The 19751-nt window shown below is 34.1% G+C and carries 14 protein-coding genes; 5 read left to right on the top strand and 9 right to left on the bottom strand.

The window, feature by feature from the left end; genetic code table 11:
• The first annotated feature begins 13 nt into the window (after nt 1-13).
• From ACR9ES_RS08980 to ACR9ES_RS08970, 3 genes are read left to right on the top strand one after another with little or no spacing between them, the layout of a single operon-like run.
• On the top strand, nt 14-691 hold the full coding sequence (locus tag ACR9ES_RS08980; RefSeq protein ID WP_435253967.1) for a succinate dehydrogenase cytochrome b subunit: 678 nt from the start codon (nt 14-16) through the stop codon (nt 689-691).
• A gap of 15 nt (nt 692-706) precedes the next feature.
• Nucleotides 707-2722: a fumarate reductase/succinate dehydrogenase flavoprotein subunit gene (locus ACR9ES_RS08975; RefSeq protein WP_274634564.1), complete on the top strand. Its 2016-nt coding sequence runs from the start codon at nt 707-709 to the stop codon at nt 2720-2722.
• A gap of 10 nt (nt 2723-2732) precedes the next feature.
• Complete coding sequence (locus tag ACR9ES_RS08970) at nt 2733-3488, top strand: succinate dehydrogenase/fumarate reductase iron-sulfur subunit (RefSeq protein ID WP_435253966.1); 756 nt, start codon at nt 2733-2735, stop codon at nt 3486-3488.
• A gap of 154 nt (nt 3489-3642) precedes the next feature.
• Here ACR9ES_RS08970 and ACR9ES_RS08965 read toward each other — a convergent pair whose 3' ends face one another.
• Genes ACR9ES_RS08965 through ACR9ES_RS08955 form a run of 3 tightly spaced genes read right to left on the bottom strand, consistent with a single transcriptional unit; the run spans nt 3643 to nt 6275 of the window.
• Nucleotides 3643-5055, bottom strand: a complete 1413-nt coding sequence (locus ACR9ES_RS08965) for an endonuclease (RefSeq protein WP_435253965.1) — start codon at nt 5053-5055, stop codon at nt 3643-3645.
• Between the two features lie 19 nt (nt 5056-5074).
• Nucleotides 5075-5689: an FAD-dependent oxidoreductase gene (locus ACR9ES_RS08960; RefSeq protein WP_435253964.1), complete on the bottom strand. Its 615-nt coding sequence runs from the start codon at nt 5687-5689 to the stop codon at nt 5075-5077.
• A 1-nt stretch (nt 5690) separates the two neighbouring features.
• Nucleotides 5691-6275, bottom strand: a complete 585-nt coding sequence (locus ACR9ES_RS08955) for a MarC family protein (protein ID WP_274634560.1) — start codon at nt 6273-6275, stop codon at nt 5691-5693.
• 107 nt (nt 6276-6382) lie between these two features.
• Here ACR9ES_RS08955 and ACR9ES_RS08950 point away from each other — a divergent pair, with 107 nt between their 5' ends.
• Entirely contained in the window at nt 6383-6955 is a 573-nt protein-coding gene (locus tag ACR9ES_RS08950; protein WP_274634559.1) for a DUF3109 family protein, read from the top strand.
• 53 nt (nt 6956-7008) lie between these two features.
• On the opposite strand, the gene ACR9ES_RS08945 is transcribed toward ACR9ES_RS08950, so the two are convergent.
• From ACR9ES_RS08945 to trxA, 6 genes are all read right to left on the bottom strand, one after another.
• Entirely contained in the window at nt 7009-7695 is a 687-nt protein-coding gene (locus ACR9ES_RS08945) for a hypothetical protein (protein WP_435253963.1), read from the bottom strand.
• Nucleotides 7692-11618 (bottom strand): thrombospondin type 3 repeat-containing protein, encoded by a 3927-nt coding sequence (locus tag ACR9ES_RS08940; RefSeq protein WP_435253962.1) that lies wholly within the window; start codon nt 11616-11618, stop codon nt 7692-7694. The genes ACR9ES_RS08945 and ACR9ES_RS08940 overlap by 4 nt, the downstream gene beginning before the upstream one ends.
• Nucleotides 11619-11734: 116 nt before the next feature.
• On the bottom strand, nt 11735-13072 hold the full coding sequence (locus ACR9ES_RS08935) for a deoxyguanosinetriphosphate triphosphohydrolase (protein ID WP_435253961.1): 1338 nt from the start codon (nt 13070-13072) through the stop codon (nt 11735-11737).
• Nucleotides 13073-13189: 117 nt separating this feature from the next.
• Nucleotides 13190-15577: a ribonucleoside-diphosphate reductase subunit alpha gene (locus tag ACR9ES_RS08930; RefSeq protein ID WP_435255640.1), complete on the bottom strand. Its 2388-nt coding sequence runs from the start codon at nt 15575-15577 to the stop codon at nt 13190-13192.
• A gap of 173 nt (nt 15578-15750) precedes the next feature.
• On the bottom strand, nt 15751-16722 hold the full coding sequence (locus tag ACR9ES_RS08925) for a ribonucleotide-diphosphate reductase subunit beta (protein ID WP_274634122.1): 972 nt from the start codon (nt 16720-16722) through the stop codon (nt 15751-15753).
• 308 nt (nt 16723-17030) lie between these two features.
• Complete coding sequence (gene trxA, locus ACR9ES_RS08920; RefSeq protein ID WP_435253960.1) at nt 17031-17390, bottom strand: thioredoxin; 360 nt, start codon at nt 17388-17390, stop codon at nt 17031-17033.
• 139 nt (nt 17391-17529) lie between these two features.
• Here trxA and ACR9ES_RS08915 point away from each other — a divergent pair, with 139 nt between their 5' ends.
• Nucleotides 17530-19689: a prolyl oligopeptidase family serine peptidase gene (locus tag ACR9ES_RS08915; protein WP_435253959.1), complete on the top strand. Its 2160-nt coding sequence runs from the start codon at nt 17530-17532 to the stop codon at nt 19687-19689.
• The last annotated feature ends 62 nt before the right edge of the window (nt 19690-19751 follow it).

Genomic DNA, 19751 nt, shown 5'->3' with positions numbered 1-19751 from the left:
AATCAACAAAATAATGAGCGGATTACTAAAATCTTCTATTGGAAGAAAATTTGCCATGGCACTTTCGGCATTCTTCCTGATGTTTTTCTTATTACAACATTTTGCAATTAACATCACCTCAATTTTTCCAGATAACGGAGCTACATTCAACAAACTATCCCATTTTATGGGAACTAATGGTTTAGTACAGTATGTAATGCAACCAATCTTAATTTTTGGTGTCGTTTTTCACTTTGTAATGGGATTCATCTTAGAAATGAAAAACAACAGTGCACGTAAAGTAAGTTATGCTAAAAATAACGGAGCTGCGAACTCTACTTGGATGAGTAGAAACATGATTTATAGTGGAGCCGCTATTTTAGCGTTTATTGTTTTACACTTTATCGATTTTTGGTTTCCAGAAATCAACACCAAATTCATTCAAGGTGATTGGAGTGGTTTACACGATGGAGAGTTTAGATACTTCCACGAGTTACAACACAAATTTGTAAATCCACTTAGAGTAGGTGCTTATGTAATTGCTTTTGTTTTCTTAGCATTACACTTATTACACGGATTTAACTCTGCATTCCAATCAGTTGGAGCAAATAACAAATATACCAGAGGATTGAAAACATTTGGTAAAATATATGCTATTGGTATTCCAGCAGGATTTATCATCATTGCATTATTCCACCATTTCAACCACTAATAAAACCACTTAAATATGGCAATTTTAGATTCAAAAATACCAAAAGGTCCATTAAAAGATAAGTGGACAACTTATAAAGATAAAATCGACTTGGTAAACCCTGCTAACAAGCGTTTAATTGACGTAATTGTAGTAGGTACTGGTTTAGCAGGTGGTTCTGCTTGTGCAACTTTAGCAGAATTAGGATACAACGTTAAAGCATTTGCTTACCAAGATTCTCCTCGTCGTGCGCACTCTATTGCAGCACAAGGAGGTATTAACGCAGCAAAGAACTATCAAGGAGATGGAGATTCTTTTTACCGCTTATTTTACGATACTGTAAAAGGTGGAGATTACCGTTCTCGTGAGGCTAACGTTTATCGTTTAGCTGAGGTTTCTGCAAACATCATCGATCAATGTGTGGCGCAAGGTGTTCCTTTTGCTCGTGATTATGGTGGACAATTAGATAACCGCTCGTTTGGTGGAGTATTAGTATCTCGTACTTTTTATGCGAAAGGACAAACGGGTCAGCAGTTATTATTAGGAGCATATTCTGCAATGAACCGTCAAATTGCTCGTGGTAAGATTGAAATGTTCAATCGTCATGAAATGTTAGACGTTGTTATTGTTGATGGAAAAGCACGTGGAATTATAGCTCGTAACTTAGTTACTGGTGAAATTGAGCGTCACTCAGCACACGCTGTAGTAATTGCTTCTGGTGGATACGGAAACGTATATTTCTTATCAACCAACGCAATGGGATCTAACGCAACAGCTGCTTGGAAAATCCATAAAAAGGGAGCATTCTTTGCAAACCCTTGTTATACACAAATTCACCCAACATGTATTCCTCGTTCGGGAGACTATCAGTCTAAATTAACCTTAATGTCAGAGTCGTTACGTAACGACGGACGTATTTGGGTTCCGAAGAAAATGGAAGATGTATTAGCTATTAGAGAAGGAAAATTAAAGCCAACTCAAATCGCTGAAGAAGATAGAGATTACTACTTAGAAAGAAGATACCCTGCCTTTGGTAACTTAGTACCTCGTGATGTAGCTTCTCGTGCTGCAAAAGAGCGTTGTGATGCTGGTTACGGTGTAAATGCTACTGGTGAAGCTGTTTACTTAGATTTTAAATCGGCAATTGAGCGTTACGGTAAAGAGCAAGCAAAATTAAAAGGTATTGAAAACCCTTCTGCAACTAAAATCACTGAATTAGGTGAAGCTATTGTAGAAGCTAAATATGGAAACTTATTCCAAATGTATGAGAAGATTGTAGATGACAATCCATACAAAACACCAATGATGATTTATCCTGCAACGCACTATACTATGGGTGGAATTTGGGTAGATTATAACTTAATGACAACGATTCCTGGTTGTTACGCTATTGGTGAAGCAAACTTCTCTGATCACGGTGCAAACCGTTTAGGAGCTTCTGCTTTAATGCAAGGTTTAGCTGACGGATATTTCGTGTTACCTTATACAATTGGTGATTATTTATCAAATGATATCCGTACAGGAAAAATTTCAACTGAAACAAAAGAATTTGAAGAAGCTGAAAAAGCGGTTAAAGATCGTATTGATTTCTTCATCAACAATAACGGAGAGCATTCTGTAGATTACTACCACAAGAAATTAGGAAAAATCATGTGGGATAAATGTGGAATGGCACGTAACGAACAAGGTTTAAAAGAAGCGATGGCTGAAATTAAAGAGTTACGTGAAGATTTCTGGAAAAACGTAAAAGTTCCTGGAGAAGCTAACGAAATGAACCCAGAATTAGAAAAAGCAGGAAGAGTTGCTGATTTCTTAGAATTAGGTGAATTATTCGCTAAAGATGCCTTAAACAGAACTGAATCCTGTGGAGGACACTTTAGAGAAGAGTCTGTTGAATTAGATGGACCTCAAAAAGGAGAAGCTAAACGTGATGATGCTAACTTTGCTTACGTTGCTGCTTGGGAATATAAAGGTGAACCAGCTGATGCTGTTTTACACAAAGAAGAATTAGAGTTTAACGATATTGAACTAAAACAACGTTCATACAAATAAGAAAAGAGATATGAGTAACATGAATCTTACGCTAAAAATTTGGAGACAAAAAGGAGCGAACGATAAAGGAAAAATGGTCGAATATAAGGTGACCGATATTTCTGAGCATATGTCTTTCTTAGAAATGATGGACGTATTAAACGAACAACTAGTAAACACTGGTGAAGAACCTGTAGCATTCGACCACGACTGTCGTGAAGGAATTTGCGGTATGTGTTCAATGTATATCAACGGTGAAGCACACGGACCAGACCGTGGTGTAACTACTTGTCAGTTACACATGCGTATGTTTAATGATGGTGATACAATTACAATTGAGCCATTTAGAGCTGCTGCTTTCCCTGTAATTAAAGATTTAGTAGTTGACAGAAGTTCTTTTGAAAGAATTCAACAGGCGGGAGGATATATCTCTGTAAACACTTCTGGAAACACTACCGATGCGAATGCAATCTTAGTTCCTAAAGAAGATGCTGATAAAGCAATGGATGCTGCAACTTGTATTGGTTGTGGTGCTTGTGTAGCTACTTGTAAAAACTCATCTGCAATGTTATTTGTAGGAGCAAAAGTATCTCAATACGCTTTATTACCTCAAGGACAAGTTGAGGCTACTGAACGTGTTAAAAACATGGTAGCTCAAATGGATTTAGAAGGTTTTGGTAACTGTACCAACACTGGAGCTTGTGAAGTTGAATGTCCGAAAGGAATTTCTTTAGAAAACATTGCTCGTATGAACTCTGAGTTCTTAAAAGCAAGTTTAAAAGGATAAGATTTTATAATAATCTATAGATAAAAAACCGAAGCAAATGCTTCGGTTTTTTTATGCTCAATTATATCTGATTTCACTTATTCTTCAATTTATTACAAAATCAAAAAAGCCTGAGCTGGTGCTCAGGCTTTTCAATTATAGTAAAAATAAATCGTTACTTCCAGGTGTTATCCGCTTCATTACCATCCCATATTAGAGTAGCTAAATACGGATTATCAATAAACGGATTTCTGTTTCCTTGGGCATTAGCCACAACATTATTACGTTGTATTTCTAAATCAGACACAGGATCATCAGCATTCCATTCTAACAACAAAGCAACCATATTACTGTCAGAAGCTACTGTAGAACCTACAGCTACATTTTTTGGTAAACATTGACTCTCATAACGTAAATACATATACATCATCATACGCGCTACATCACCTTTCCATTCATCACCTGGATACCAGTTTCCAGAAACATCACCAGCATTACCTGAGCCAGCAGCAAATTTTTTACTCGATCTATCATTATTAAATTTAACATCTGAAGGTCTTAAATGATGTGCATCTGCACCAGGTCCAGATGTTCCTAAATTCGGGTTTCCTAAAGACTTAGGGTATACATGTTCTCTATTCCAATCAGTTCCTTGTGCGCCTCCATTTGCATCTTTACTACGAGTTCTATCTGTTACATAATTTCCGTCATTATCATCATACCCGTAAATTAAGACTACTTTGCTATTATCTGTAGGATCTAAATCAGATTGTTTTAATACATCCCATACACCAGGAGTATATGATAAGTTGGTAGTATGTGTACCTATTATCGTTGTAGCTAATTCTTCTTTTAGGTCATTACCCGTCAAATTAAAATCGGTATTTTTATAATATTCAGCTAATTCAGAAGGTATATTAAAACTCCCTGCATTATTAGAAGGCTCTTCTACCTTAATAGTTATAGTGGCTGTAGAACAACTGTTTGTAGTATCATCATCACAAATTGTATATGTAAATGTGTCATTACCTACGAAATCAGCTTGTGGCACATATTTTATTGTTCCATTGCTATTTAAGGTAACCGATCCATTTGTGTTAGAATTATCAATAGATTCAAATTCTGCATCATCAATTAGACTGTCATTTTCTAAGAAATTACTAATCGTAATTTCTGTGTTTTTTTGTGTAGTATAAGCATCATCTTTTGCTTCTGGATTTCCTTGATCTACAACAGTTATACTTACTGTTGCTGTTGCACATTTATCTTCTTCTTTTGTACTACAAATAGTATAAGTAAAAGAATCTGCACCTACAAAGCTTTTAGCTGGCGTATAAGTTATTTTATTGTTGGTTTGAACTATAATACCATTTTCATTAGAGGTTGTTGGGAACGACACTTCTATACTTCCTTGCGTATACGTATCATTTGATAAGAAGTTTAATTCAGAAGCTGTATCTTCGGTTACTTCATAAGAGTCATTTACAGCGACAACCTTTTCTTCTTTTGGGGGTATAACTTCGCTATCGCTACCTCCACAATTCACAAACAATGCTAACATTGCTATGAGTCCAATTACTTTCTTCATAATCTACTACTATTAATAATTATTCTTTTTTATTCTTATCGTGTACTTTAGTTGGTACATTTTCGTTCCAGACCGTTAAAATATCTGTTGCAACGCTAGCACCACTTCCAGCAGCAATGGCAAATTGACTTCGCCAACCCGCTAAGGTTCCGCATACATACAATCCGTCTTTAATCAAGTGATTAAAGTTACGTAATTGTATTCTATCTTTCATTGCATTTGCTCGCATGTGCTTTTCTACATATTGCTCTAAACCAGCAATTTCAAATGGTTTTGCATAGTTTAGTGCTATCACAACCATTTTACTGGTATATTCACCTTTGTTCGTGATTATTTTATACCCTTCTCCTTCATCTAAAACCGCTACTACCTTTTCATTTTCAATTTGAATAACTTCAGGATAGATTTCTTCTAGCTGTTTTTTTCCTTCCTCTAAAATATCTTTCCCTAAAGTTCCAGGAACCAAACCTAGCACGTTATTAAATAAAGCATCTTGTAAATGAGAAGCTCGTTGGTGCATGATAATTCCAACCTTTTTCCCTTTTGCATATTCTTTGGTTAATGCAGAACCTAAAACTAAGGCGCATTGCATTCCAGAAACGCCCCCTCCAACAACTAGTACATCAAAATTCATTTTATGCTAATAATATTTTAATATTGGCTGCAAATAATTTAACTGCAATTGCTAATAACACAACTCCAAATATTTTTCTAATAATGTTAATTCCGTTCGGACCTATTACACGTTCAATTTTAGAAGATGTTTTTAACACGATGTAAATTACAATTACATTTAACAATACTGCTACTATGATGTTTTCTAAACTAAACTCTGCACGTAAAGAAAGTAAGGTTGTTAAACTCCCTGGACCTGCAATTAATGGGAATGCTAACGGAAAAACTGTTGCGCTTAAAGCCTCTTCTTCATCATCACTTCTATATAAGGTAATTCCTAAAATCATTTCTAATGCTAAGAAAAATAGGATAAAAGCTCCTGCTACTGCAAAAGAATGGACGTCTATACCAATTAAATTTAATAGTCTTTGTCCTAAAAATAAAAATAGAATCATAATAAAACCTGCAATAACTGAGGCTTTTTCTGATTGAATATGCCCTACTTTTTTACGTAAATCGATAATAATAGGAATGTTTCCAACAATATCAATTACCGCGAATAATACCATAAAGGCTGTAAAAATTTCTTTAAAGTTAAAGTTCATAGTTGATGTTTTTCGTGTGCAAAATTATATAAGTAATGTTACAATCTAGTATTTTTGCATTTAAATTTACGTGAAGTCATATAAACTTCCAACTTTAAATACATTTTATGTTTCAATTAGGAAAAACCATCGTTTCAGAAGATCTTATAGAAAAAGAGTTTGTCTGTAACTTATCTGCTTGTAAAGGTGCTTGTTGTATTGATGGTGATGCAGGTGCTCCGTTAGAAAAAGAAGAAACCAAAATATTGGAAGAAATTTATCCTAAAATTAAACCTTTTTTACGCAAAGAAGGTATTGAAGCTATTGAAAAACAAGGAACTTGGATAACTAGCGATTTTGGAGAATTAGAAACTCCTTTAATCAATGATGCCGATTGTGCTTATGTTATTTTTGATGATAAAGGAACTGCCTTGTGTGCTATTGAAGAAGCCTATAACCAAGGAATTGTAGACTGGAAAAAACCTGTTTCTTGTCACCTATACCCTGTTCGTGTAAAAGATTATAGTGAGTTTGCTGCAGTAAACTATCATAAATGGGAAATTTGTGATGATGCTTGCTCTTTAGGAAAAGAACTGCAAGTACCTGTATACAAATTTGTAAAACAAGCTTTAATTAGAAAGTTTGGTCAGAATTGGTACGATGAACTTGAAAAAGTTGCAGAAAAGTATTTAAATAAATAAGTTCAATAAAAAACGACGCTATTCAGCGTCGTTTTTTATTCTAAACTCTTGTTTTATTTTACTGTAAAACTCCATATTTGCCCAATCGATTTTGCTCCTGCATTATCAATTGTATTTACTTTCCAATAGTAAGTTTTTCCTGACTCGACAGTTGCCTCTACACTAGTGGTGCTTATACCTTCTTCTTTTAACGTTGTTGGAGTTGCATCTTCACCAAAATAAACATCATAGGTTAAGGTATCTCCTGTATTAGAATCGGCTCCTTTCCACTCTAAAGTAACCGTTAGTTCATCCACTGCGTCCTCGTCTGCTGGTTTCACTAATTCTGCCGTAAAGGGTGCTATATTGCTCTCTCCATCTGCTTTTGTATAAAAAGCATAAGTAGCTGAAGAAGTACCTTCTTTTCCTTTGCTATCTACAGCTGTTACTCTCCAATAATAGGCTACACCTTTCTCTAAAGTAATTGAAACTTGAGAGCTATTTACTGTTTGTGCTTTTAATTCATTAGTAAACTCTCGGTTTTTTGCTACTTCAACATTATAACGAACGTTATCATTGTTAGGGTCTGTAGCATCACTCCAATCAAAAGCAATCGTATTATCAATACATAATAAATTTTGCGTAGGATATACTAAGTTTACCGTAGTTGGTGCTTCATTTACTGGTTCTTTACTTCCTCCACCACAAGCCACAAGTAAAGGAAGTGAAAATAAGGCGATTGTTTTTATTACTTTTTTCATTGTTTTAATACTTTAAATGTGTTTGTGTTATCGTTTCCTACTTTAAGTATGTATGTTCCTGAATTAAATCCATTAAAAGGGATTGACAGTTCGTTTCCTTGCTTTTCAAATCTTCCTTCAAGAATCAATTTTCCTTTTATATTATATACTTTAGCCTCTATACTAGAAGGTGCATTATCAGGTAACATCAAATCTATTGTTTCTGTAACTGGGTTCTTTTTCAAGAAAATATTATTGATAACTACATTAAACTTTCCTTCACATGCTTTTGCTGTTTTAACCTCTAAAACTCCTCCTTCACTAGTGTTTACATCAAATGTAGAACTATTAAATGTGTCTAATAAATTTCCATTTAAATACACAGAATATGGAGCTGTTCCTGATATTACATTAACCGTGTAATTTCGAGATGCTTCATTTTTAGCTAATTTTAACGATACAGGGTTAGATGCTTTAATATTTACCTCAAAACATTGAGTGTAATCATCTCTGTCATTAACCTTTGCACATACTTCATAGTTTCCTGGTGCTAAATCTGAAAAGGTAGCTGATGTTGTTGTTAATTGTTTTGATAAATTTGTTGCTGAGCCTTTAACGGTTACTGTATAGCTTACAAACGTTTGTTTAACATTTACTATTATTTTCCCATCATTTTGATTTGTACAAGTTTCTGATATTGTCTTTACAGAAACATTGTCTCTATTTTTATAACTAGTATCACAAACATCACCTACACCATCTTTATTACCATCTGCTTGATCTGGGTTTGCTGTTGTTAAACAGTTATCTACATCATCCATAATTCCATCTTTGTCGGTATCTTGGCATGCATCTCCTACCCCATTTTTATCTGCATCTGCTTGATCTGGGTTTGCTGTTGTAGGACAATTGTCTTCAATATCAATAATACCATCATCATCGGTATCTTGACATACGTCACCTATTCCATTATTATCAACATCTGCTTGGTCTGGGTTTGCTGTATTAGGGCAGTTATCAACTCCGTTTAACACACCATCACCGTCTATATCTCCGTTAGGGTCAATGGTAAATTTTCCTGAGAAAATACCTCTACCATACGTAGCTGCAAAAACAGTATTGTCATTTCTTAAATCTAAATCTAAAACAGGCACATTACTCATACCATTGTATGATTGAGTCCAGTTAGGAGAAGCATCATTAAAATTCTTTGTTTTCCAAACACCTAAATCTGTACCTATAATTACTTCATTTTGACTTAATGGATTCTGTAATATTGCTTTTACTGGAATATCTGGCAAATCTCCTTCTTTGTTTACCCAATTAGCTCCTCCATCGTTAGAAAACCAAATATTTTTAACCCCATAATTGTGCATCGTAACAAAAATTTGATTTTCAGTTTTACCAAATTCAATATCGGAAACCGAACCAACAAACTCTGGACCTGTAATTTCTGACCAAGTTCCTGAACCTGAATTTGCTTCTTCAACCTTTAATAGTTTTCCATTTTTTAGTCCAAGATATAACTTGCTTGAAGTTGTTGTATGGGGGGAAACTTTTAATGCAGATGGCTCACTATTCATTAACGAATTAGATAAGTTTTGTTTTGCTACAGAGTTAGATAATATATTAGAGTATCTCCTAACAACATAATTACCTACTGAAGAATAGTTTGAGTATAAGATATTTAGATTTGAATCTAATTCTTCTTGATTAATAAAATCTCCATTCGAACTTTCTTCTTCGTTAATAATTATTTCCTGATTATTTGCTAAGTTTTTTAATGCAATTGCTTGGTTATATACATAATTAACTATATAATATTTATCAGTTCCATCTGTATCAAAAAAGCTAGCCGCTCCATCACCTCCTGAAACATCTTCTGAACTATTAATTCCTTCTGATGCTTCTTCGATTAATTGGGTTCCATTGTCCTGAGCTCCTGCTAAAAAGTACTCCTTTCCATCAAAAGCCGTTGTTGGTGCTACACCAACTGTGTAAAACTGTAGTGTATTATAGTTATTATTCCTCGCACTTATCGTAATTCCTGAGTTATTAGAAAAGTAAACTCCTCCATCATTACCAAAAACCATCCTATCAGAAGAAGCAAATGCTAACCCATGTTGATCGGCATGTACATATTGTTTTCCAAACCCTCCGTACCAATGAGATAATTGAGTCCATGTTGTTCCTCCATTTGTTGATTTAAATAAGTCTATTCCACCTACGTAAATTGTATTTTCATTATTTGGGTCAACTTTTATCAATAAATCATAAAAAGCTTGACCTCTCGTAAAATCATTTGCATCAATATTTGTATCTGCATCATTTGGTAATGCTGTTTCATTTACAGTAGCAAAACCATTTGTTGTTTTTAATATTTTAACAGGTGTTTCCGAATCATAAATTTCTGCTAAAACATATACTGTTCCTGCATTAGTTGGAGATACAGCAATCTCGGTTCGAACCCCATTATTTATTGAATATATAAGGTTAAAATTATCTCCATCAGTGGATTTAAAGATAGCGCCTCCACCATCACTAAAAGTGAAACTTCTTGTAGTACTAAGATAAATAGAGTTATCAGTTGCAACTTCTAAATTATTTGGCTCATACTGATTACCTCCAGAGGTTTTAGGAAGGTTTATTTTAGTAAAATTTATACCATCGACAGACTTGTATACTCCAAAACTGTCTCCTCCTAATGAAACTTCTCCCGTATATCCTGCTTCTCCTACCGCAACGTAAACTTCTGAAACTCCAGCATTATTTCTTACTACGATATCGTTTATGTGCTGTATTCCTGGAACTATAGTCGAGTTTGTCGCATCCTCTTTTAATTTTGTTAACGTTCCATTTACAGAACCTTTAGATAACTTCGTTATTATAGCATCACCTATTTCTTGGTTTATCATTACTGCAGGAATAGTTACTGCTTCCGACCCATCTCCTGCAGCCATGTTAAAAGGTGCTGTACTTACATTATTTACTATAATTACAGCTACTGCTCCCGCATCTTGAGCATTTTTTGCTTTTGCTGAGAAATTACAAGCTCCTCTTCTAATAACTGCTATTTTTCCATTTAATTCTGCTGCATTTGTAATAGCATCGCAACCATCTTCTGTTGGAACTGTACCGTCTATAACTAAAACTAAATCTTTTGTAATAGGTGTTGTAATATCACCTCCAAAAGCAGTTGTTAATACTGAGACATAATCTCCTCCTATTTCGGCAGGTGAATTAATTGTTAATTTAGAATTTGTATCTAGAAAGGTTTCTCCTGTCACCCCTCCTAATACTTTGTTCCACGTGTTTCCTCCATCTATAGACTTCCATAAACCGTCTCCGTTTACATCTCCATTTACATAAGATTCTCCGGTTCCTACATAAAAGATTTTTGAATCATTTGGGTCCACAGCTATACATGACACTGCTAAGTTCTCTGGAATTCCAACACGTTCCCATTTTTGGTTATAATTAGAAATATTTGAGTTTTTCCACAAACCACCACTAACTCCTCCTGCAAAAACGGTTTCTTTAGTAGCATCATTAGGGTCAAATAAAAGAGCTCTGGTTCTTCCTCCAACATTATCGGGTCCTCTTTCTACCCAAGCATTATCTGCATCACCAGGTACTTTTCGTCCAATTCTTCGTTTGTTTAATTCCTCTTGAAGTCTGTAAACATTTTCTTTGTGTGTTCTTCCTGTACTAGGGTTAATTTCACTCAAATATTTCTGTTCAAAATAAGCATTAGGAGGTAGCCCCTGTGCTTTTCTTTTTTTCTTAGGTAGGTTTCCCGTTTTTTGAAAAGGATGTTCTTGTAAGATTTTTGCATGCTGTTTTCTTAGTTTGTCAATCTCTGTTTCATTATTAACTGAAACTTTAAAAACAACACTACATATAGCTATAGTTAAAAAGCTAAAAAAAAGTATTTTTTTATTCATAATAAAGTGGTTAATGACTAGTATAACAGGCAACTTTTACTTTACCCTATTAATTTTTAGCAATAATATGTTAAACCCGTTAAATTTTAATCAAAAAACCAACTATTTAACATTTTCTAACTAATATATCCCATTAATTTTCTGTGTAATCGAATGGCATATCCGTCAGATAAGCCTGCAATATAACTACACACTTGCATAATTCTGTCATATAAATTTTCTCTCTCTTGTTGGTATTCCTCTGGAAGTAAGTTCAATACCAACTTATCGTAGTTTGACTGTTTGTTATCAAACTTATTATTAAGTGCTGTTACAAAAACATTTAGTAAATCAGCAATGATTTTATAGCCAGCTACTTCTTTTTCAACCACTTCTTTACTTCGGTAAATTTTATCAACACTTATTTTGATGATATCGTTAATCTGTGCTTCGTATTTACACTTGTCTAACAAACCTTTATCAAAAGTTCCGTTTAAAATAGTCTCTTCATTTTCTAAAAAGATGGTAACAGCTTCATTTATTAACACGCCAATTGCTAAAGCACGTAAATAACTTACACGATCTTTTTGATGTTGTAATGAATGGTATTTTTTACTATCAATCGTATCTTTTACCAACTTAATCATGTACTCTAAGGCATAATCTTCTTCAATTAAGCCAAGATTTATTCCATCTTCAAAATCGATAATTGTGTAGCAAATATCATCCGCAGCTTCTACCAAATACGCTAATGGATGACGGTAATAAGAAATTCCTTCAGATTCTTTTTTTAACAAACCTAAATCTTCAGCAATCTCAGAAAAAGCAGTTTTTTCAGACTGAAAGAAGCCGTATTTTTTATCGACAATATGCTTGGTTGGTTTCTTAGGAAGACTCTCTTTTGGATACTTTAAAAACGCTCCTAAGGTTGCATACGACAAACGTAAACCTCCTTCAATACCTTCTCTGCTTTCTGTAAGGATTTTAAATCCGTTGGCATTCCCTTCAAAATCAATCAAATCTTGATATTCTAAATCGGTAAGTTGCTCTTTATATTGAAGTCCTTTACCTGTTTTAAAATACTCTCCAATGGCTTTTTCTCCTGAATGACCGAATGGCGGATTCCCAATATCATGCATTACCGATGCTGCGGCGACAATCGCTCCAAAATCGTTAAAGGTATATCCTAACTCTTTTAAATTTGGATGGCGTTCTAACAGCTCCTTTCCTACTCTTCGACCTAAAGTTCTACCTACAACAGAAACCTCTAAACTATGCGTTAAACGTGTATGAACGAAATCAGTTTTAGATAGCGGAATTACCTGTGTTTTATCTTGTAAGCTACGAAAAGCCGATGAAAAGATAATTCTATCAAAATCTACCTCAAAACCTAAACGGGTTTCGTCTTGTTTTGCACGTTCACGTTTTTGGGTATCACCAAAACGTTTTAAAGAAAGGAGTTGTTCCCAGTTCATTATCAAATAAATTTTTTCGAAAATACAAAAAAGAGAAGCCTTTCGACTTCTCTTTATCACTTTTAATTTTGCTTCGACTACGCTCAGCAATCTTTAATGAATAATTAAAACAAATTCTTAAGATCCACACATTAAACAATCGTCTGGTCCCTCAGCATTTTTAGAAGCTTCTACCATCGCTTTAAATTCATCTGTACTCATTGGCTTGTCTTCTTCTTTCTTTTCTACATTTAACGTGAATTGCTTCGCGTTTACTGCAGATTTTGTACGTAAATAGTACATTCCTGTTTTTAATCCAGATTTCCAAGCATAGAAGTGCATTGACGTTAACTTAGCAAAGTCTGGATCTTGCATAAATAAGTTTAACGATTGAGATTGATCGATAAAATATCCTCTATGACGTGCCATATCAATAATATCTTTCATACTCATTTCCCAAACCGTTTTATATAAATCTTTTAAGTCTTGTGGAATAGCATCAATATGTTGGATAGATCCGTTTGCACGCATGATATCTTCTTTCATATTGTTATCCCATAAGTCTAACTCTACTAAATCTTCTAATAAGTGTTTGTTTACCACGATAAACTCACCTGATAATACTCTACGAGTATAAATGTTAGAAGTATATGGTTCGAATGCTTCGTTGTTTCCTAAAATTTGAGAAGTAGATGCAGTTGGCATTGGTGCTACTAACAAAGAGTTACGAACTCCGTGTTTTTTCACTTCTTTACGCAACTTCGCCCAATCCCAACGACCACTTAATTCATCATCGTTAATTCCCCACATATTATGTTGGAATTCTCCTTGCGACATTGGTGATCCTTCAAATGTTGAATAGGCTCCTTTTGCTTTTGCAACTTCCATAGATGATGTAACTGCTGCAAAATATAAGGTTTCAAAAATTTCTTGATTTAATTTCTTAGCTTCTTCTGAAGTAAATGGTAAACGTAACATGATAAAAGCATCTGCTAACCCTTGAATTCCTAATCCTACCGGACGGTGACGGAAGTTTGAGTTTTCAGCTTCTTTTACTGGGTAGTAGTTACGATCGATTACTGTATCTAAATTACGTGTAACTTTTTTAGTTACTTCAAATAATTTTTGGTGATCAAAGAATTTGTTTCCATTTTCATCTTCGGCAACAAACATTGGAATTGCAATCGACGCTAAGTTACATACTGCAACTTCATCTTCTGCAGTATATTCCATAATCTCAGTACATAAATTTGAAGAACGAATGGTTCCTAAATTCTTTTGATTAGACTTACGGTTTGCTGCATCTTTATACAACATGTACGGAGTACCTGTTTCTATTTGTGATTCTAAGATTTTCTCCCATAAATCACGCGCTTTAATAGTTTTTCTTCCTTTTCCAGCAGCTTCATAACTTGTATATAAACGCTCAAACTCTTCACCATACGTATCATATAAATGTGGACATTCGTGTGGACACATTAACGTCCATTCACCATCTTCTTGTACACGTTTCATGAATAAATCAGAAATCCACATTGCATAGAATAAATCACGCGCACGCATTTCTTCTTTACCGTGGTTCTTCTTTAAGTCTAAGAAGTCATAAATATCAGCATGCCAAGGCTCTAAATACATTGCAAAAGAACCTTTACGCTTTCCTCCTCCTTGATCTACATAACGAGCAGTATCGTTAAAAACACGTAACATTGGTACAATACCATTTGATGTTCCGTTAGTACCTGCAATGTATGATCCTGTTGCACGAATATTGTGAATAGATAGACCTATACCTCCTGCAGATTGAGAAATCTTAGCAGTTTGCTTTAACGTATCGTAGATTCCATCAATACTATCATCTTGCATTTGTAATAAGAAACAAGAAGACATTTGTGGTTTTGGCGTACCTGAGTTAAATAAGGTTGGTGTTGCATGGGTAAAATATTTTTTACTCATCAATTCGTATGTAGCAACCGCTTCATCAATATCTTCTTTATGAATACCAATAGCAACACGCATTAACATTTGTTGTGGACGCTCAACAATGTTTCCGTTTAACTTTAATAAATAAGAACGCTCTAATGTTTTAAAACCAAAATAATCGTAGTTAAAATCACGACTGTAAATAATTGTTGAATCTAATTTATCCGCATTATCCATGATGATTTTATATACATCATCAGCTAATAATGGCGCTTTATTTCCTGTACGCGGATTGATATATTCATACAAATCAGTCATTGTTTCAGAAAATGACTTCTTAGTGTTTTTATGTAAGTTAGATACGGCAATTCTTGCTGCTAGTTTTGCATAATCTGGATGCGCGGTTGTCATTGTTGCAGCTACTTCAGCCGCTAAATTATCTAATTCAGAGGTAGTTACCCCATCATACAATCCCTCAATAACACGCATTGCTACTTTAACCGGATCAACGATATTGTTTAATCCGTAACACATTTTTCTAACCCTTGCTGTGATTTTATCGAACATCACAGGCTCTTTTCTGCCGTCTCTTTTTACTACATACATATTGATATTGGTTTTTAGTTGGTTAATAGCGTCGCCAAAACATCCTTCGTTAGGCAACTTGTAAAATGTTAATTTTAATTTGTTTCTTGTTGAAACAATATATAAGCTAAAGCACGTTTACTGTGCTTTAGCTGAGTAATACTGCATGTAGGGGAATAGCAGCTTATTGGTTCCTAAAAATCTGCATCAAAGCTGATGCTTCCTGTACCTCCTGATTTTACTCCGGCTTTTTGGTACTCTGATACTCTTTTTTCGAAGAAATTAGTTTTTCCTTCTAATGAAATCATTTCCATGAAATCAAATGGGTTAGTAGACTCGTACTCTTTTTCACAACCAAATTCAAGTAATAATCTATCAGTTACATACTCTAAATATTGTGTCATTAAAGTTGCGTTCATACCAATTAAACTTACTGGAAGTGATTCAGTAATAAACTCTCTTTCAATATCTAAAGCAGAAATAATAATTTCTTTAATTCTTTCTTTTGGTACCTTGTTTACTAAGTGATTGTTGTGTAAGTGTACCGCAAAATCACAGTGCATACCTTCATCACGAGAAATTAACTCGTTAGAGAAGGTTAACCCAGGTAATAACCCACGTTTCTTTAACCAGAAAATTGAACAGAATGATCCTGAGAAGAAAATTCCTTCTACCGCAGCAAAAGCAATTAAACGCTCAGCAAACGAATCAGATTCAATCCATTTTAATGCCCAGTCAGCTTTCTTTTTAATGGCAGGAAAAACATCAATTGCCTTAAACAACCTGTCTTTCTCCTCTTCATCTTTAATGTAAGTATCAATTAATAATGAATAGGTTTCAGAATGAATATTTTCCATCATGATTTGAAAACCATAAAAGAATTTTGCTTCTGAATACTGAACTTCATTTACAAAGTTTTCTGCTAAATTTTCATTTACAATTCCATCAGATGCTGCAAAAAATGCTAAAACGTGCTTAATAAAGTAACGCTCATCATCTGTTAACTTGGTGTTCCAATCATTTAAGTCTGAATGTAAATCAATTTCTTCTGCAGTCCAAAAACAAGCTTGTTGTTTTTTATACCACTCCCATAAATCGTTATGTTGGATTGGAAAAATTACAAATCTGTCTTTATTTTCTTGTAAAATTGGTTCAATAGATGCCATGCTTTTTTAGCTCTTTTAGTGTGTTATTTTTTTCTCGCTTTGAGGGAGAAACAAAGATTGAAAAAATTGCTAAAAATTGAAAGATTTACTTATTCACAAATCCCTTGAAGTTTTTAACAAAATGGATTTTTTTGCTGATTTTAACAAAACCAACTCCTGTCATAAAAAACTTAAAAACAAACACTTAAAAACCAAAAAATCGCTTAAACAGTGATACTCACTGAGTTTCTTGTTTGGTGTTTGCACATAAAAAAAAGTGATACTAATTGCATCACTTTTTAACTTCTCATTTTAGTGTAAAAAAGGGCTTATTTTTCAACCTTTAATACATCTGAAATTATTTGTTCTATCTGTTTTTTCGGTAACGCTCCGTGAGCCATTTGAGGGTCTTCTCCTACTGGACAAAATACCATCGACGGAATACTTCTAATACCAAAAGCAGCTGATAATTCTTGTTCAGCTTCAGTATCTATTTTATAAATATTGATTTTTCCTTCGTACTCATTACTCAACTCTTCTAAAACAGGAGCCAAAGCTTTACATGGCCCGCACCAATCGGCATAAAAATCAATAATTGCTGGAATTTCTCCTTCAAACTTCCACTCTTTATTCTCTTCATAATTAAAAACCTTCTTAAAGAATGTTTCCTTATTTAAATTCTCTGTCATGTTTATCTATTATATTTATGTAAAGGTAGTCGTTTTTATTTCAATAACTTTCAGTGGCATTTTTGTTAAATTCATCTTAAAAAGAATTGTTGTCATCGTTTTTCTTCTAAATTTGATCCAGTTAACCAATTTTTAAATCATGAAAAGAATCCTTCTTCCCATTATTTGCGCAGGAGCTATTTTAGTTTCTTGTAAAGAAGAAAAACAATCTAAAAACGATATTAGTGTGAATTACCCTGAAACAGCTAAAAAGCCTGTGGTAGATGAATACTTTGGTACCAAAGTAACTGACAACTACCGTTGGTTAGAAGATGATAGAAGTGCTGAAACTGAAGCTTGGGTAAAAGCTGAAAATGAAGTTACCTTCGATTATTTAAGTAAAATTCCTTACCGCAAACAATTAAAAGAACGTTTATCTGAATTATGGAACTACGAAAAAGTAGGAACGCCATTTAAAGAAGGAGATTATACTTATTTCTATAAAAATGACGGATTACAAAACCAATACGTTATCTATAGAAAAGATAAAGACGGGAAAGAAGAAGTTTTCTTAGATCCTAATACTTTTGCTGAAGATGGAACTACTTCATTAGGATCAATCAGCTTTACTAAAGATGGAAAAACAGTAGCTTATGCTATTTCTGAAGGAGGAAGTGATTGGAGAAAGGTAATTGTAATGGATGCTGAAACTAAAGAAATTAAAGGAGATACTTTAGTTGATGTAAAATTCTCTGGAATTGCTTGGAAAGGAAACGAAGGTTTCTACTATTCTAGCTACGATAAGCCAAAAGGAAGTGAGTTATCAGCAAAAACTGATCAACATAAATTATACTACCACAAATTAGGAACTCCTCAAAGTTCTGATGAAGTTATTTTTGGAGCTACTCCAGAACAAAAGCACCGTTATGTAGGTGGTTACTTAACTGAAGACAATAAATACTTATTAATTTCTGCTTCAACTTCAACTTCTGGAAACAAGTTATTCATCAAAGATTTAACGGATCCAAATAGCAAGTTAACCCCTATCATTGATAATTTTGATAGCGATACAGATGTTATTGACAGTAGAGGAAGTAAATTATACTTAGTTACTAACTTAAACGCTCCTAACAAAAAGATTGTTACTGTTGATGCTTCAAACCCAACACCTGAAAACTGGGTAGACTTTATTCCTGAAACAGAAAATGTATTATCTCCTTCAACTGGAGGTGGATATTTCTTTGCTAAATATATGGTAGATGCTGTTTCTAAAGTAGTACAATACGATTTTGACGGAAAATTAATCCGTGAGGTTGAATTACCAGGCGTAGGAACTGCTGGTGGTTTCGGTGGAAAAACTGAGGCTAAAGAGTTATATTTCTCTTTCACAAACTACAACACGCCAAGTTCTTCTTACAAATTCAATCCAGAAGACGGAACGTATGAATTATACTGGAAGCCTGCTATTTCTTTCAACGCAGAGGACTATGAAAGCAAGCAAGTATTCTATACATCAAAAGACGGAACAAAAGTTCCTATGATTATTACTTATAAAAAAGGATTAGAGTTAAATGGTAAAAACCCAACTATTTTATATGGTTATGGTGGATTCAATGTTTCTTTAACTCCAAGTTTTAGTATTGCTAATGCTGTTTGGATGGAGCAAGGTGGTGTATACGCTGTACCAAACTTACGTGGTGGTGGAGAGTATGGTAAAAAATGGCACGATGCAGGTACTCAGTTAAAAAAGCAAAACGTATTTGACGATTTTATTGCTGCTGCTGAATACTTAATTAAAGAAAACTATACTTCATCTGATTACTTAGCAATTAGAGGAGGATCAAACGGAGGTTTATTAGTAGGAGCTACGATGACACAACGTCCTGATTTAATGAAAGTAGCGTTACCTGCTGTTGGAGTATTAGATATGTTACGTTACCACACCTTTACAGCTGGAGCTGGTTGGGCTTATGACTACGGAACTTCTGAACAAAGTGAAGAAATGTTTAACTACTTAAAAGGATATTCACCAGTACACAATGTAAAAGAAGGTGTTCAATATCCTGCAACTATGGTAACTACAGGTGATCATGACGATCGTGTAGTGCCTGCACATAGTTTTAAATTTGCTGCTGAATTACAAGACAAGCAACAAGGAAATAATCCTGTGTTAATCAGAATTGAAACAAATGCGGGTCACGGAGCAGGAACTCCTGTAGCTAAAACTATTGAGCAATATGCCGATATTTTCGGGTTCACTTTATTCAATATGGGGTTTGAATCGTTACCAAATGCTCAAAAATCAGAAATAAAGAGTTAAAAACTGTAACACTTTTATAAAAACACACTCTTATTAGAGTAAATTTACTACCTCGAGGCAAA

The organism is Tenacibaculum sp. A30, from assembly GCF_051200845.1.
Classification (GTDB): domain Bacteria; phylum Bacteroidota; class Bacteroidia; order Flavobacteriales; family Flavobacteriaceae; genus Polaribacter.
This window is presented reverse-complemented; position numbering and strand designations above follow the sequence as displayed.

Coding starts and splice junctions, on each gene's coding strand:
- ACR9ES_RS08980 (WP_435253967.1), top strand. CDS start 14: ATGAGCGGATTACTAAAATCTTCTATTGGAAGAAAATTTGCCATGGCA.
- ACR9ES_RS08975 (WP_274634564.1), top strand. CDS start 707: ATGGCAATTTTAGATTCAAAAATACCAAAAGGTCCATTAAAAGATAAG.
- ACR9ES_RS08970 (WP_435253966.1), top strand. CDS start 2,733: ATGAGTAACATGAATCTTACGCTAAAAATTTGGAGACAAAAAGGAGCG.
- ACR9ES_RS08965 (WP_435253965.1), bottom strand. CDS start 5,055: ATGAAGAAAGTAATTGGACTCATAGCAATGTTAGCATTGTTTGTGAAT.
- ACR9ES_RS08960 (WP_435253964.1), bottom strand. CDS start 5,689: ATGAATTTTGATGTACTAGTTGTTGGAGGGGGCGTTTCTGGAATGCAA.
- ACR9ES_RS08955 (WP_274634560.1), bottom strand. CDS start 6,275: ATGAACTTTAACTTTAAAGAAATTTTTACAGCCTTTATGGTATTATTC.
- ACR9ES_RS08950 (WP_274634559.1), top strand. CDS start 6,383: ATGTTTCAATTAGGAAAAACCATCGTTTCAGAAGATCTTATAGAAAAA.
- ACR9ES_RS08945 (WP_435253963.1), bottom strand. CDS start 7,695: ATGAAAAAAGTAATAAAAACAATCGCCTTATTTTCACTTCCTTTACTT.
- ACR9ES_RS08940 (WP_435253962.1), bottom strand. CDS start 11,618: ATGAATAAAAAAATACTTTTTTTTAGCTTTTTAACTATAGCTATATGT.
- ACR9ES_RS08935 (WP_435253961.1), bottom strand. CDS start 13,072: ATGAACTGGGAACAACTCCTTTCTTTAAAACGTTTTGGTGATACCCAA.
- ACR9ES_RS08930 (WP_435255640.1), bottom strand. CDS start 15,577: ATGTATGTAGTAAAAAGAGACGGCAGAAAAGAGCCTGTGATGTTCGAT.
- ACR9ES_RS08925 (WP_274634122.1), bottom strand. CDS start 16,722: ATGGCATCTATTGAACCAATTTTACAAGAAAATAAAGACAGATTTGTA.
- trxA (WP_435253960.1), bottom strand. CDS start 17,390: ATGACAGAGAATTTAAATAAGGAAACATTCTTTAAGAAGGTTTTTAAT.
- ACR9ES_RS08915 (WP_435253959.1), top strand. CDS start 17,530: ATGAAAAGAATCCTTCTTCCCATTATTTGCGCAGGAGCTATTTTAGTT.